General features: G+C 72.3%; 13 protein-coding genes. 6 read left to right on the top strand and 7 right to left on the bottom strand.

Features of this window, described 5'->3' with window-relative positions; all coding sequences use genetic code 11:
* Nucleotides 1-14 precede the first annotated feature (14 nt).
* The 3 genes from rimI to VT50_RS03880 are packed head-to-tail and all read left to right on the top strand — an operon-like array spanning nucleotide 15 to nucleotide 1,973.
* Entirely contained in the window at nucleotides 15-599 is a 585-nt protein-coding gene (rimI, locus tag VT50_RS03890) for a ribosomal protein S18-alanine N-acetyltransferase (RefSeq protein ID WP_046086886.1), read from the top strand.
* Entirely contained in the window at nucleotides 592-1,713 is a 1,122-nt protein-coding gene (tsaD, locus tag VT50_RS03885) for a tRNA (adenosine(37)-N6)-threonylcarbamoyltransferase complex transferase subunit TsaD (RefSeq protein WP_046086879.1), read from the top strand. The genes rimI and tsaD overlap by 8 nt, the downstream gene beginning before the upstream one ends.
* Complete coding sequence (locus tag VT50_RS03880) at nucleotides 1,710-1,973, top strand: hypothetical protein (RefSeq protein WP_046086880.1); 264 nt, start codon at nucleotides 1,710-1,712, stop codon at nucleotides 1,971-1,973. Before tsaD ends, VT50_RS03880 begins: the two co-directional genes overlap by 4 nt.
* Nucleotides 1,974-2,374: 401 nt before the next feature.
* On the opposite strand, the gene VT50_RS03875 is transcribed toward VT50_RS03880, so the two are convergent.
* Nucleotides 2,375-4,903: an AfsR/SARP family transcriptional regulator gene (locus tag VT50_RS03875; protein ID WP_079343766.1), complete on the bottom strand. Its 2,529-nt coding sequence runs from the start codon at nucleotides 4,901-4,903 to the stop codon at nucleotides 2,375-2,377.
* Nucleotides 4,904-5,018: 115 nt separating this feature from the next.
* On the opposite strand from VT50_RS03875, the gene VT50_RS03870 reads away from it, so the two are divergent.
* Complete coding sequence (locus VT50_RS03870) at nucleotides 5,019-5,948, top strand: alpha/beta fold hydrolase (protein ID WP_079343765.1); 930 nt, start codon at nucleotides 5,019-5,021, stop codon at nucleotides 5,946-5,948.
* Nucleotides 5,949-6,005: 57 nt separating this feature from the next.
* Here the strand turns inward: VT50_RS03870 and VT50_RS03865 are convergent, their stop codons facing one another.
* Nucleotides 6,006-6,887 carry a polysaccharide deacetylase family protein gene (locus tag VT50_RS03865; protein ID WP_079343764.1) on the bottom strand — a complete coding sequence of 294 codons (882 nt, stop codon included), beginning with the start codon at nucleotides 6,885-6,887 and terminating at the stop codon, nucleotides 6,006-6,008.
* 213 nt (nucleotides 6,888-7,100) lie between these two features.
* Between VT50_RS03865 and VT50_RS03860 the strand changes: the two genes are divergently transcribed.
* Nucleotides 7,101-7,841, top strand: a complete 741-nt coding sequence (locus VT50_RS03860) for a hypothetical protein (RefSeq protein WP_046090802.1) — start codon at nucleotides 7,101-7,103, stop codon at nucleotides 7,839-7,841.
* On the opposite strand, the gene VT50_RS03855 is transcribed toward VT50_RS03860, so the two are convergent.
* From VT50_RS03855 to VT50_RS03840, 4 genes are all read right to left on the bottom strand, one after another.
* Nucleotides 7,760-8,131 carry a hypothetical protein gene (locus VT50_RS03855; protein ID WP_075200586.1) on the bottom strand — a complete coding sequence of 124 codons (372 nt, stop codon included), beginning with the start codon at nucleotides 8,129-8,131 and terminating at the stop codon, nucleotides 7,760-7,762. The genes VT50_RS03860 and VT50_RS03855 overlap by 82 nt on opposite strands.
* Before the next feature lie 101 nt (nucleotides 8,132-8,232).
* On the bottom strand, nucleotides 8,233-9,072 hold the full coding sequence (locus VT50_RS03850; protein ID WP_079343763.1) for an arylamine N-acetyltransferase family protein: 840 nt from the start codon (nucleotides 9,070-9,072) through the stop codon (nucleotides 8,233-8,235).
* 82 nt (nucleotides 9,073-9,154) lie between these two features.
* Entirely contained in the window at nucleotides 9,155-9,367 is a 213-nt protein-coding gene (locus VT50_RS03845) for a DUF397 domain-containing protein (RefSeq protein ID WP_046091080.1), read from the bottom strand.
* A gap of 10 nt (nucleotides 9,368-9,377) precedes the next feature.
* Nucleotides 9,378-10,229, bottom strand: a complete 852-nt coding sequence (locus VT50_RS03840) for a Scr1 family TA system antitoxin-like transcriptional regulator (RefSeq protein WP_079343762.1) — start codon at nucleotides 10,227-10,229, stop codon at nucleotides 9,378-9,380.
* 190 nt (nucleotides 10,230-10,419) lie between these two features.
* On the opposite strand from VT50_RS03840, the gene VT50_RS03835 reads away from it, so the two are divergent.
* Complete coding sequence (locus VT50_RS03835; RefSeq protein ID WP_079343761.1) at nucleotides 10,420-10,887, top strand: ATP-binding protein; 468 nt, start codon at nucleotides 10,420-10,422, stop codon at nucleotides 10,885-10,887.
* Here the strand turns inward: VT50_RS03835 and VT50_RS03830 are convergent.
* Nucleotides 10,884-12,284, bottom strand: coding sequence for an acyltransferase (locus tag VT50_RS03830; RefSeq protein ID WP_158083184.1), 1,401 nt, complete (start codon nucleotides 12,282-12,284; stop codon nucleotides 10,884-10,886). The two genes, VT50_RS03835 and VT50_RS03830, sit on opposite strands and share 4 nt — an antisense overlap.
* Nucleotides 12,285-13,077 lie beyond the last annotated feature (793 nt).

Below are 13,077 nucleotides of genomic sequence, written 5' to 3'. Positions count from 1 at the left end.
TGACCCTGCGCGAGATGCGCTGGTGGGACCTGGAGCGGGTGATGGCGCTCGAGGAGGAGCTGTTCCCCGAGGACGCCTGGTCGCCGGGGATGTTCTGGTCCGAGCTCGCGCATGCCCGGGGGCGGGACGCGACCCGTCACTATGTGGTGGCGGAGAGCGGGCCCCGGCTGGTCGGGTACGCCGGGCTCGCGGTCGTCGACCGTACGGGCGACGTCCAGACCATCGCCGCCGCCCGCGACCACTGGGGCACCGGCCTCGGCGCCCGCCTCCTCACCGACCTCCTTACGGCCGCCACCGCCTTCGAGTGCCGTGAGGTGCTGCTGGAGGTACGGGTGGACAACGGCCGCGCCCAGCGGCTGTACGAGCGCTTCGGCTTCGAGCCGATCGGCATACGCAAGGGCTACTACCAGCCCGGCAATGTGGACGCCCTGGTGATGCGGCTGGCCGACCCGGCGACGGCGAGTACGGGGACGGCGAGCGCTGCCGCGATCGCGGCGGACGGCGAGCCCGCGCCGCCCGCGTTGCCCACGCCCACGGCGAACCCCACGGACCCCACGGACCCCACGACCCCAGTACAAGGAACCGAGACCCATGGCTGACGAACCCCTCGTCCTCGGCATCGAGACCTCCTGCGACGAGACCGGCGTCGGCATCGTCCGCGGCCACACCCTCCTCGCCGACGCCGTCGCCTCCAGCGTGGACGAGCACGCCCGCTTCGGCGGCGTCGTCCCCGAGGTCGCCAGCCGCGCCCATCTGGAGGCGATGGTCCCCACGATCCAGCGCGCGCTGAAGGAGGCCGGGGTCGCCGCCTCCGACCTCGACGGCGTCGCCGTCACCGCGGGCCCCGGGCTCGCGGGCGCGCTGCTGGTCGGCGTCTCGGCCGCCAAGGCGTACGCCTACGCCCTGGGCAAGCCGCTGTACGGCGTCAACCACCTCGCCTCCCACATCTGCGTCGACCAGCTGGAGCACGGTCCGCTGCCCGAGCCGACGATGGCGCTGCTGGTGAGCGGCGGCCACTCGTCGCTGCTGCTCGCGCCCGACATCACCGCCGACGTCCGCCCGCTGGGCTCGACCATCGACGACGCGGCGGGCGAGGCGTTCGACAAGATCGCCCGGGTGCTGAACCTGGGCTTCCCGGGCGGCCCCGTCATCGACCGCATCGCCCGCGAGGGCGACCCGGACGCGATCGCCTTCCCGCGCGGGCTGACCGGTCCGCGGGACGCCGCGTACGACTTCTCCTTCTCGGGGCTGAAGACCGCCGTCGCCCGCTGGATCGAGGCGAAGCGGGCGGCGGGCGAGGAGGTCCCGATCGCCGATGTCTCGGCCTCCTTCCAGGAGGCGGTCGTGGACGTGCTGACCCGCAAGGCCGTTCGCGCCTGCAAGGACGAGGGCGTGGAGCACCTGATGATCGGCGGCGGCGTCGCCGCCAACTCCCGGCTGCGGGCGATGGCCGAGCGTCGCTGCGAGGACGCGGGGCTCACCCTGCGGGTGCCGCGGCCGAAGCTGTGCACGGACAACGGGGCGATGGTCGCGGCGCTCGGCGCGGAGATGGTGGCGCGGGGGCGGTCGGCGTCGGCGTGGGACCTGTCGGCCGACTCGTCCCTCCCGGTGACGGACCCCCACGTCCCGGCCCCGGACGCGGACTCCGCCCCCCACCATTCCCATTCCCACGACCATGTGCACGAGTTGAGCCGGAAGAACCTGTACGCATGACCGTCGCGTTGATGTGGGAGGCCCGGGCCGTGGCCGGAAAGGGCGAGGAGCTCCTGACCTGGGCCACCCAACAGCCCCTCGACCCGCCCCCACTCCGCCGCGAAACCTTCCGCGCACCCGAGGACCGCGTCCTCGTGATCACCTGGTGGGACGGCGCCTACGACACCCAGGGCCTGCCGGAACTCCCCGAGCCGGGGGAGGACTTGGCGCGTCGAGCGGTCCACCGCTGGCGCTTCGAGACGGTACCGGACGGGGGCTAGGGCGTCCGGCGGATCGTGACGCCTGCGGCGAGCTGATCTCCCCTCCCCGCCCCTTCCCGAAACTGGGTCTCCGCCCCAGCCCCCGGCCCGGGCCCCCGCCCAGACCCCGAGCCGGGGCTCCGCTCCAGGCTCCGGGCTGGGGCTCCGCTCCAGACCTCGGCCCGGGAGCCCGCCAGACGCCGGGGCGGGAGCCCGCGCCAGATCCCGGGGCGGGGCCCTGCCTAGGACCCCGGGCCGGGGCTCCGTCCCAGACCCCGGCCCGGGGCCTGCCTCAGACCCCGGGCCGGGGCCTCGCCCCAGAGCCCGGGGTCCAGGGGCGGAGCCCCTGGTATCGGGAAGGGGCGGGGAGGGGAGAGATCCGCCGCACACCCCGCAGCCGTAACGGCAGCCCAGCCGTGCCCTTATCGCAGGGCCTCGGCCAGATCGGTCAGGTGCCGGGAGACCGGGCCCAGGGTGAGCAGGCCGCTGCCCGCGCCAGCGAGTTCGGCCGCCGCAGGGGCCAGCGCCGCGTGGGCGCGCGCGATCGTCTCCCGGTCGCCGACGGCGATGGCCGCCCGCCCGGTGAGGCACCACAGGGCCTCAAGCAGCAGATCGCGGGGCGGCTCCGGAACCGTGCGCAGCGCCGCCGCGGCCTCGGCACGGCGGTCCCGGGCCAGCAGCACCAGCGGGCGGGCCCAGGGCGCGTACGGCCCCCAGTCGAGGTCCGCGCCGGTCGGGGCGGGCCGCCCCCGCTCCACGCGCAGACAGAGCAGCGCGAGGGGCAGCAGACCGCGTTCCATACCGGGCATCCCGGCGCCGTCCAGCCGCGCGGCGGCGTCCCGGTACGCCGCCTCGACCTCGGCCTCGTCCGGCCGCCCCGTCGCGGCCAGCCGCAGCGCCCGGTACCACGCGGTGAACACCCCCACCAGCGGCCGCTCATGGCGCTCGCCCAGACGCTCGGCGGCGGCCGCGTGCCGGTCGGCCGCCGCGAAGTCCCCGAACGCGCTGTGGGCTTGGAGCCGGATGAGACGGCCGAGCACCTCGAAGGCGACCAGCCCGTGCCGCGCCGCGAGGGCGATCAGCTCGGCCCCGGTGGCGTCCCGGTGCGGCGCCAGCCCCGCACGCTCGAAGCTCTGCATGAAGACGCCGTTCAGCGCGAACGCCAGCAGCCCGGGATCGTCCAGCCGCCGAGCGATCGCCTCCGCCTGCCGAGCCGCCTGCCGCCCCCGATCGGACCGCCCACCCCGCGACTCCACGGCGATCGTCGCCAACAGCCGCGCCCGAATCGCATCATGGCCGCTCGACTCATGGCTGGGCGCGTCGTGCGCGGGGGCGTCGGGGCTGGGCGCGCCGCGGCCGTTTGCCGCGTACGCAGGCGCGTCCTGGCTGGGCGCGCGATGTCCGGGGGCGCACTGGCCGTGTACGTGGTGGCCCGGTGCTTCGGGGCCGATTGCCTCGCCCCTGGGCGCGTCGTAGCCGGGCGCGTCGTGGTTGGGCGTCTGGCGGCCGGGCGCGTTCTGGCTGGGCGTTTCGCGGCCCAGCGCGTCGTGGTTGGGCGTCTCGCGGCCGGGCGTGCGATGTTCGGGGACCTCGCCGCCGTGTACGTGGTGGCCCGGTGCTTCGGGGCCGATTGGGCCGATTGCCTCGGCCCTGGGCGTCTCGCGGCCGGGCGTGCCGGGGCCGGGCGCGTCCCGGCTGGGCGCCTCGCCGCCGGGGGCCTCGTGGCTGGGGGCGTCGGGATCCCTTGCCCCCCTGCCGAGGGGGTGGAAGCCGGGGGCACCGAGCCGGGGCGGGCCGGAGTTGGCCGGGAAGGCGGCCGTACCGCCGGTCGGGGAGTCGGCCGCCAGGGCGGCCAGGGTGCGTTCGGCTGCTCTTACGATCGACGCCGCCTGTTCCGGGTCGTCCAGGCGGGTCCAGATCGCGGGGACGTCGTAGGCGCCGATCACCCGGGCGGTCAGTTCGGGGTCGCCCAGTTCTTCCGCCGCCGCGACGGCCGCCACGCGTTGTCGCCGGGCCGCCAGCAGGCCGCCGCCACCGGTCATCGAGAGGTCGCGGAGCAGAGCGACCGTCGACTCCAGGCGGGTGCGGGCGCCGGACGCCACGGTGCGGTCGTACGCGGCGGTCGCCTCCGCCCACACCTGGGCCGCCGCGCCGCCCCGCACCGTGGTGGGGTCGAGGTGGGGCGCCTGGCCGAGGATGTCCGCCTCCAGGCGGCGCAGCTCCGGGCCGGGGTCCAGGCCCAGCCGCTCGACCAGCAGCGTCCGGGCCCGGCGCAGTACCGCCAGCGCGTCGCCCTGGCGGCCGGTGCGGTACAGCGCGAGGGCCAGCGCCCGCCAGGCGCCCTCCCGCCAGGGGTGCTCGGCCAGATGCGCCTCCAGGTCAGGCACCGCCTCGGCGGCCCGGCCCAGCGCCAGCCGGGCGTCCGCCTGCCGCTCGACGGCGTACAGCCGCAGCTCCGCCAGCCGGGAGCGCTCGCCCCGGGCCCAGCCCTCGTCGGCGAACTCCGCGTACGCGGGCCCTCGCCACCGGCTCAGCGCCTCCTCCAGCCGGGGCAGCGCACCGTCCGGGCGCAGGGCCGCGGCGTCGGCCACGTCCCGCTCGAAGCGCCACGCGTCCACCGCATCGGCGTCGGCCCGCAGCGCGTACCCCGGTCCCTGGGTGACCAGCAGCCGGGCCGGGGCGCGCGGCGGGCGCTGCGGCTCCAGCGCCCGCCGCAGCGCGGCCACGAACGTACGCACCGCGCCCACCGCGCCCGGCGGCGGCACCGTCCACAGGTCCTCGATCAGCCGGGAGACGGGTACGACGCGGCGGCGGGCGACGATCAGCCTGGCCAGCACCGCGCGGTGCCGTGGCCCCTTGAGCGCGATCACGCGCCCGTCGGCGTCGGCGTCCGCGTCGGCGTGCGCGTCCCAGGCCACCACCGGCCCCAATACTCCGAAACCGACCCGCATGCGGTCACCGTAGCGCGCTGATCGGATGCTCATCCGCACCCGGCAGGCTGACAGCCACCACCTGTTCGCTTACGTCATCCGGTCGCCCGGCCCTCTACAGAAAGCGCGCTCACCCATGGCCCTAGTCATTCCCGGCTTCGACTACCGCCGCGTCCCCGTCGCCGACCGCGTCTCCCTGAACGTGGCCGTCGGGGGCTCGGGCAGCCCCATCGTCCTGTTGCACGGCTTCCCGCAGACCCACCTCATGTGGCGGCACGTGGCCGCGGACCTCGCCGCCGATCACACCGTGATCTGTCCCGACCTGCGCGGCTACGGCGCCAGCGACAAACCGGCGGCCAACGCCGACCCCGACCCCGACCCCGACGCCGACACCAATGCCGAGACGGGCGCCGACCCCACCGCCTACGCCAAGCGCACCATGGCCGCCGACATCCTCGCCCTGGCCCGCGAGCTCGGGCATGACCGCTTCGCGCTGGCCGGTCACGACCGCGGCGCCCTGGTCGCCTTCCGGGCGGGACTCGACCACCCCGACACGATCACCCACCTCGCCTGCCTGGACGTGCTGCCGACCCTCGACATGTGGGACGTGCTGCACGGCACCACCGCCGCCGTGGGCTTCCACCTCTTCCTGATGGCCCAGCCCCCGGGGCTGCCCGAGCGGATGATCGCCGCCTGCCCCGACGACTTCTTCGGCCACTTCCTCGACCTCTGGGCGGGCGACCCGCGGGCCATCCCCGCCGAGGTCCGTACCGCCTATCTGGACGCCTGCCGCGCCGCGGTGCCGTCGATCGTGGCCGACTACCGCGCCTCCGCCGGTATCGACCTCGACCACGACCGGGCCGACCGGGACGGCGGACGCCGGCTGACGATGCCGCTCAGCGTCATCCAGCAGGACTGGGGCGCCGCCCTCGGCTATGACGCGGCGGCGCTGTGGCGCGCCTGGGCCGACGACCTGGAGCACTACACCGTCGGCTACGGCCACTTCATGGCCGAGGAGGCGCCCGTCGACATCGCCAAGGCGCTGCGGGAGCTCCTCACCCGTTAACCCGCGGCGTGGCAGGGGCTCCACCCCGGACCCCAGGGGTCCGGGGCGCGGCCCCGGTTACGCACCTACACCGGACACCCCCGAGTGGGCCGCTGAGTAGTGCTCGGCGATCTCGTCGCTGGTCGTCACCCACACCCCGGGGTGGTTCACCACGTACTCCAGTGCCTGGTCCACATACCGGTGCCGGAAGGGCTGGCTGATCACGAACGGATGCAGCACCAGCGACATCACCCGCCCACTGCTGGCCGAGTCGGCGTAGAGCTGGTCGAGCTGGTCCTTGACGATCCGGACGAACTCCGGCCCGCTGAGGCTCTTGCCGACGAACAGCTGGATGTCGTTGACCTCGATCGAATACGGCACGCTCAGCATCCCCGGCACGTTCAGCCGGTACGGCTGGTCGTCGTTGGCCCAGTCCAGCACGTACCGCAGCCCCAGCTCGGCCAGGAGCTCCGGGGTGCGGAAGGTCTCCGTCAGCGCCGGTCCCAGCCAGCCGCGCGGCCTGCGGCCGGTGGCCCCCTCGATGGTGCCGATCACCTCGGTGAGGTAGGCGCGCTCCTCTTCGGGGGACATGTCCGCCTGGAGGGTCGAGTTGTTCTTGCCGTGCGCCGCCCACACCCAGTTCCGCTCCCGCCCGGCCCGGATGATCTGGGGATAGCGCTCGGCGACATCGGAGTTGAGCATCACGCTCGCCCGCACCTGGTGCCGGTCCAGGCTCTCGATCAGCCGCCAGATCCCGACCCGGGGCCCGTAGTCCCGCCATCCGTAGTTCAGCGGATCGGGGGCCAGCGCCCTGGTGTCGGGGAAGATGCTGGTCGAGGGGCGGTCGATCTCGTAGTGCTCGACGTTCAGCCCGACGTAGAAGGCCACCCGGGCGCCGTCGGGCCAGTGGATCGGGGGGCGTTCGACGATGGGGCTGTAGTCGAAGAGCTGATGGTCCATCAGGGATCACCTCATCTGTGCGGCTTAGCCGTACGGCTCAGCTCTACGGCCCGGCTGTACGGCGGTTCGGCTTCGCGCGATGGACATCGTGAAACCCTCACACAAGTGAGAAGGTCAAGCCGAAAAGGCCAGGCCACCACCGAAGAGCTGAGACACTGCGTCGGCGTACGGCGCGATGCCACGAGTGCCACGAGTGCCATGAGGAAGGACGTCATGACGCCGCCCAACGAGCTTCGGCTTCCGCTTCCGCCACCGCCGCCCGCCCCGGACGAGCGGCCGTGGAAGGACCGCGCCGGGCTGCTCGATGAGCGCGCGCGGGCGATGGGGGCGCTGGCGCGGTGGTATCTGGCGCCGCACCGGGCGCTGCTGCTGTGGCTGTCCACGCTCGTCTTCGCGCTGGGGTGGAGCCTCGCGGTCTCTGGGTTCCAGTTCCTGGTGAAGGGCGAGATCATCGAGCACGTACTGGGCGTGATCTTCCTGGGTCTCGCCCTGGGCGCCACGGTCCCCTCCAGCCTCGGGGTGGCCTCCGGCATCCGGCGCGATGTCTTCGTGGGCGCGTGTCTCCGCGACTGGGCGGAGCTGGAGCGGGATCCCCAGACGCTGCCGCACTGGCGGGTCTCCGGCGGCGCGCTGCTGTGGCTGGGCCCGTCCATCGTGCTGGCCTGCCTGGGGCTGGCGCTGGGCGGGTTCGCCGCCTTCTCGGACGTCGGCACGGAGAGCGTGGGCACCGTCGCCGGTATCGGCCTGGTCTTCGCGGCCGCCGGGGCACTCGGCATGGCCAAGGCGATCGACTACTACCGTCTGGTCGGCCGCGAACTCCGCCCCCTCCGCCCCGACACCGGCGGTCCGGACGCGTACGGTCCGGACGCGGGCTACGCCGAGGGCTTCCCCGAAGGCCCCTCCGAGGACTGCTCCGACGGCGGTCCGTCCGACGACGGTTTCTGCAACGACTGAAAGCGGGTCCGCAGTTCCTCGTACCGCTCGCCCGGACTCTCCCCGCGCTCCTTGGCCACCTCCTCGATGCGGGTCAGCAGTTGCCTGACCCGCACGGCGCCCGTATAGGCGTCGCGCTCCAGCTTCTTGTACGCCGCGGCGGCCGGGCCCTTGTGATCGTCGGGGTCCATCGACTGCCGCAGCTGGCCAAGACGCTCGATCTGTTCCTCAAGGTAACTGAGCATTCCCTCAAGGTCTTTGATGAGATCCGACAGATCCTGGTCCGATACGGACAGTTTGTCTTTACTCATGTTCCATCCGTCCCTGCCACCCTCCCATCGGCCCACTAGCGGGATGATCGTGCCATGAGCGGGGCCGGTGTGGAGAGTCACCCGGGTCAACTCCTGTGCCGTCAGCCCGGCAGAGCCGTTCCCGGAGGCGGCTCGATGCCGAAGTCGGCGGCGAGAACGTGCAGCACCTCGTCGTTGTCGGCGAGTTCGCGCTCCTTACGGGTGCCATCGGGCCGCGTGCCGATGAGGGTCCGCCCCCACAGGTGGAGATGGTGGTCGAGGGCGGTGCGCTGGACGAAGAGGGTGTGCCGGAAGGGCGAGCGCGGATTGGTGGCGACGTGCCAGTTGATGACCTCGTAGTCGGACGCGTCGAACGGCTCGCGGGTGAAGGCGTACTGGTCCTGCCAGGAGCCGTCGAGGAACGCCTGGAACACCCATAGGTCCTCCAGCCCCTCCGGGTGCGGCTCGCGGACGTAGCGGTGGCGGCGGGTGCCGTCGTGGAACTCGGTGTCGGCGACGAGCGGCACCGCCTCCAGGAGGCCGCCGACGCTGCCGAAGCCCACGTCGGCGACCTGACGCCGCTCCTCGCCCGGGACCCCGACCAGCAGCAGCATATGGGTGCGCGGACGGACCGCCCCGGGGGCCGCTCCGACCCGGACGCGTGCGGTGAGGCCGGTGACCCGGAAGCCGAGGGCGGTGAGGGCGGCGGTCAGCAGCGTGTTGTGCTCGTAGCAGTAACCGCCGCGCCGACCGCGCACCAGCTTGGCCTCGAGGTCGGGGACGGCGAGGGAGGGGGCCGAGCCGAGGAGGGGGTCGAGGTTCTCGAACGGAATGGACGTGAGGTGCGCCCGATGCACCGCCCGCAGCGTCTCCACGGTGGGGGCGGGGCGCCGGTCGCCCGTCCAGCCGATACGCGTCAGATAGGCGTCGAGGTCAAGGGCGATACGGGCGGCGTGTTCCATGCTGTCGACCGTAACGCCGGAGCCCTGCTACCGGCTTCCGCTGATGGTGGGGGCCTCGCCTGGTCCCCTGGACGTAGGTCCGTTACGCCTCCGGCACCGCCGCGAGGTGATCGAGCGCGCCCACCTTGATCGACCGGAGCAGGGCTCCCAGCCTCGCGGGGCTCGTGGTGAGGACCGTACGGGGGTCATCGCTCTCGCGGAGGGCGACGGTGGTGCCTATGAGGGCGAGCTCTATGCAGGAGTTCCCGTCCCCCGCACCGGAGTAGGACGACTTGCGCCAGTTGATCTCGGACATTCCTTCGCCCTCACATCTGTTGAACGGTCTCGCGGATGAAGTCACGTGACTCCTTCTCGGACAAAGCCAGCTCTTCGGTCCGGTCCATGACCGCCCGGTAGTTCAGAAGCTGGGACTCCCCGTCAAGGAACGCCGCGTCCTGCGCGACGTCGAGTTGAACGGTATCCAACTGCGGCACCGGACCCGTGGCGTAAGTGACGGAGATGCCCGCGAGGTGGAAACCTCCGGCCGCGATCGGGACGACCCGGACGGAGACGTTCGGGCGCTCCGAGGACTCCAGCAGGCTGTCGAGCTGCGCGCACAGCACGCGCTGATCGCCGAACCGTACGCGGAGTGCGGTTTCGTGGATGATGAATGTGCAGGATGGCGGCTGGTCCCGATCCAGGATGTCCCGGCGCTTCATGCGGTGGGAGAGCCTTCGGCGGAGTTCCGTCGGCGACCAGCCGGGGACGGCTGTGCTCAGTACCGACCGGGCGTAGTCCTCGGTCTGCAGGAGTCCTGGGATGTGCATCAGTTCCACGACGCGCAGGCTCGTGGCGAAGTACTCCAGTTCCGCCAGATCGAGACCGGCGGCGCCGAGCGTCCCCCGGTACTCCTCCCACCACCCGCGCTTGCGCTCGGTCGCCATCGCGACCAGCGCCTCGACGTACGCCTGGTCCGGGCAGGCGTAGTTGGCGGCGAGTGTGCGTACGCGCTCTTCGCTGACGCCGAATCGGGCCAGCTCCATATTGGTGACATGCGAGCGGTTCGTGCCCAGCCGGTCGGCCGCTTCCTGGATGGTGAGACCCGCGTGCTCGCGCATCCTTCGAAGCTCCGTGCCAAGTCGGCGCTGACGTGCCGTGATGGTGGTCCTCGAAGCCATGCCTGCCTTCCTCGTGGGTCGTCACCCAGTGTGGCGTGTGACCACGAATGGGTCTATCTACTCACTAATTTCGACGATCTGGTGGCACTAGTTAGGTGCCAGCCTCTACCGTAGGTGCCGTTGCCGCTACTACGCGTTGATCGCCGTAACGGTAACGCGCGCTGTCGGCCCCCTCACAGGGAGTTGCCCCATGGATTCCGATCACGAGTCCGACGACCGTCCCCCACGCCGCCCGCCCGTTCCCTCCACGGATCCGTACGTCTACACCCTGCAGAGCAGTCGGCACGCGACCTCCGCCAAGGTCTGCCGGGACTTCGTCGCCTGCGTCCTGAGCTCCGTGGGGCAGGCGGAACTGGTCGACACGGCGGCGCTGTGCACCTCGGAGCTGGCCACCAACGCCTTTCTGCACGCCGAGGGCGACTCCGTGATGCTGCGCGTGGTGATCGAGCCGCCCCGCTTCCGCGTCCTGGTCTACGACGCCTCCGCCGAGCTCCCCACCGCCGCCTGCCTCCCCGCGGGGGACCGTCTCCACGGCCGCGGCCTCGGGGTGGTGGCGGCCCTGGCCGACGCGTGGGGGACGGCGGAGGGGGACGCGGTGGGCATGTACGCCAAGGGGGTCTGGTTCGAACTCGCGGGCAAGGAGGAGAGCGAGGCTTAACCGGCCGTGGCGAAGGTCAGCGGAAAGGCCTCGCCGGAATCCGCGTAACGGTGGAACCGCCCTACCCAGGACGGCTCCTGGAGGGCCCGGACCTGGGTGCGGGGCAGCGCGATATGCACATCGCGGCCGCCGTCCTGGTCGGCCGGGGTCGGCGCGATATGTACGGTCCAGGGAATGGGGATGAGGGAGAAGTCGTACCAGAAGGGGGCGCCCTGCCCGAAGTCGATGCGATAGAAGGGCAGCTTCGACCAGTTGTTGATCGCGATGGTGTTGTCGAACGAATCCAGGCCCATGGTGGTCATGACCCGCTTGAGGCGCCCCGCGTCACGTTCAGCACACAGGAACGCCGCTTCCTCGCGGATCCGCTGCTCCGTGTTCTCCGCATAGCCCGCGCGCACCGCCGCGGCGATCTCACCGAGTGGGCGGGAGCGCAATTCGGCGGCGGTCATTCCGGGCCGGGTGTTGGTGACGGCGTTTCCCCAGTAGTCATCCGGTACGGCCGCACCGGCGAACGAACGGAAGTCGGCGATGAGGCCGAGCCGTTCCTCGCTCGTATCGGGGCGGTCACGCAATGCGCCGAGCACTTTCCACAGATGGGCGGTGAGCGCGTCATTGGTCGACACCCAACGATCCGTGCCCGCCAGGTCGGCCATCGCGGCGTCCTTCATGGCGGTCAGCTCGGCGGCGGTGAAACGGGTGGTCACCGTCGTCACACCGCCGAGGCTGCCGCGCAGGGCGCGGCCCACGAAGGCGGTCTTCTGGCCGCGCCCGGTGACCGTGAGATGGGCGCAGCCCTGACCGGTGTCCCCGGTGGCGGACGAACCGAGCGCGTCGATGACCGTACGGTCATGGCTGGGCTTGGCGTATCCGAGGCCGCGGTGCTCGTGCGACCAGGCCTGAAGGAAACTCATATAGCTGGATCCGTCGCCCACGGCGTGGTTCATCGTGAGCCCGAGGATGGAGCCGCCGCCTTTCATATGGGTGAGCTTCACCGTGAAAAGCGGCGTATCGCGGTCGACCACCCAGAACGGCATGGCGTGACTGAGATAGCGGTCCAGCCCCTTTTTCGCCGTACGGCGGGGCCCGTAGTCCGGCATGGGCACGGATGCCCGTGCCTCGACGAAACGCACCCCGGAGTCATCGCAGAGCACGCTGAGTCCGCCGTCGGGGTCCTTCTTCATGCGGCCGGAAAGGACGGGGAAGTTACGCAACGTCAGGCCGAGCGAGGCACGCAGCGCCTCGCCGTCGAGCGTTTCCCGGTAGAAAAAGGCGCGGGGCGTATAGACCGTGCCGATGAGCATGTCGTAAACGCTCAGCCGTATGCGGTCACCGCTCGCCTCTCCGGCACACACGGTGAACGATCGCTTGCCGTCGCCCTCGGTGGCGGAAGCCGTCATACTCACACGCTCTTTCGTCGGGCCCAAACGCGCTGTCACGTCGACGCGTTGACCGTGACCGCCGATGCGTTGACCGTAGCCCCCGAGGCGCGGCGGCCCCATGAACTGCAACCGGGTTTAGGGAATCCCCCACGTGTCCGTCGGACCACGCGGTCGGCACAACTGGCGCAGCGAGCGAGCAGACACCCCCGCACCCGGGCCCCCGGCCGGGCTCTGGGGCGAGGCCCGTCGGGCGTCAGCACTGCCCGCAGCCCCGGGTCCTTGAGGACCCGTCGCATAGGGGCGCGGGCCAGCCGCTCCCGGCTTGGCAATCAGCTCACCGCCCGGGGCGCCGACCGCGCCCCCGCGACACGGCCGGGATCTGGGGCGAGAGCCCCAGACCCGGCCCGCCGCTGGCGCCATGAGCCGTCGTGAAGCACTCGCGTCGGCGGGCTGAGCGGTGGGCACGCCGACGCGGCGGACGACCGAGTGGACGACCACGCGCATCAGGGTTGCCCGGCCGAGGCCTGGGGGCGGGGTCCTGGTTTCGCCGCGCCCGCCTGGGCTCCAGGGGGGCGACGAGCCGATCATCGCGCTGTGAACGCGTCCACTGGTGCGCTGGTCGCGGTCGGCGCGCCCGCGCGGCGGACGACCGCGCTCCCCCGCGACACGGCCGGGGCCCGGGGCGGAGCCCCGGTTTCGGGAAGGGGCGGGGTGGGGAACAGCCCGCCGCAGGCGCCACAGTCCCCCGCAGGCGCCACCGTCCCGCCGGACGACACACCTAGATGAATGAGTCCGATGTCTGGGTTGGCCG

Origin of the sequence: Streptomyces antioxidans, from assembly GCF_000968685.2 — a bacterium.
GTDB classification, from domain to species: domain Bacteria; phylum Actinomycetota; class Actinomycetes; order Streptomycetales; family Streptomycetaceae; genus Streptomyces; species Streptomyces antioxidans.
Note: the sequence above shows the minus strand (reverse complement) of the source record. Positions and strands in the feature narration are given on the sequence as shown.

Bases quoted from the DNA above. Each gene is read 5' to 3' on its own strand.
- rimI (WP_046086886.1), top strand. From the start codon at position 15: ATGCGCTGGTGGGACCTGGAGCGGGTGATGGCGCTCGAGGAGGAGCTG.
- tsaD (WP_046086879.1), top strand. From the start codon at position 592: ATGGCTGACGAACCCCTCGTCCTCGGCATCGAGACCTCCTGCGACGAG.
- VT50_RS03880 (WP_046086880.1), top strand. From the start codon at position 1,710: ATGACCGTCGCGTTGATGTGGGAGGCCCGGGCCGTGGCCGGAAAGGGC.
- VT50_RS03875 (WP_079343766.1), bottom strand. From the start codon at position 4,903: ATGCGGGTCGGTTTCGGAGTATTGGGGCCGGTGGTGGCCTGGGACGCG.
- VT50_RS03870 (WP_079343765.1), top strand. From the start codon at position 5,019: ATGGCCCTAGTCATTCCCGGCTTCGACTACCGCCGCGTCCCCGTCGCC.
- VT50_RS03865 (WP_079343764.1), bottom strand. From the start codon at position 6,887: ATGGACCATCAGCTCTTCGACTACAGCCCCATCGTCGAACGCCCCCCG.
- VT50_RS03860 (WP_046090802.1), top strand. From the start codon at position 7,101: ATGACGCCGCCCAACGAGCTTCGGCTTCCGCTTCCGCCACCGCCGCCC.
- VT50_RS03855 (WP_075200586.1), bottom strand. From the start codon at position 8,131: ATGAGTAAAGACAAACTGTCCGTATCGGACCAGGATCTGTCGGATCTC.
- VT50_RS03850 (WP_079343763.1), bottom strand. From the start codon at position 9,072: ATGGAACACGCCGCCCGTATCGCCCTTGACCTCGACGCCTATCTGACG.
- VT50_RS03845 (WP_046091080.1), bottom strand. From the start codon at position 9,367: ATGTCCGAGATCAACTGGCGCAAGTCGTCCTACTCCGGTGCGGGGGAC.
- VT50_RS03840 (WP_079343762.1), bottom strand. From the start codon at position 10,229: ATGGCTTCGAGGACCACCATCACGGCACGTCAGCGCCGACTTGGCACG.
- VT50_RS03835 (WP_079343761.1), top strand. From the start codon at position 10,420: ATGGATTCCGATCACGAGTCCGACGACCGTCCCCCACGCCGCCCGCCC.
- VT50_RS03830 (WP_158083184.1), bottom strand. From the start codon at position 12,284: ATGACGGCTTCCGCCACCGAGGGCGACGGCAAGCGATCGTTCACCGTG.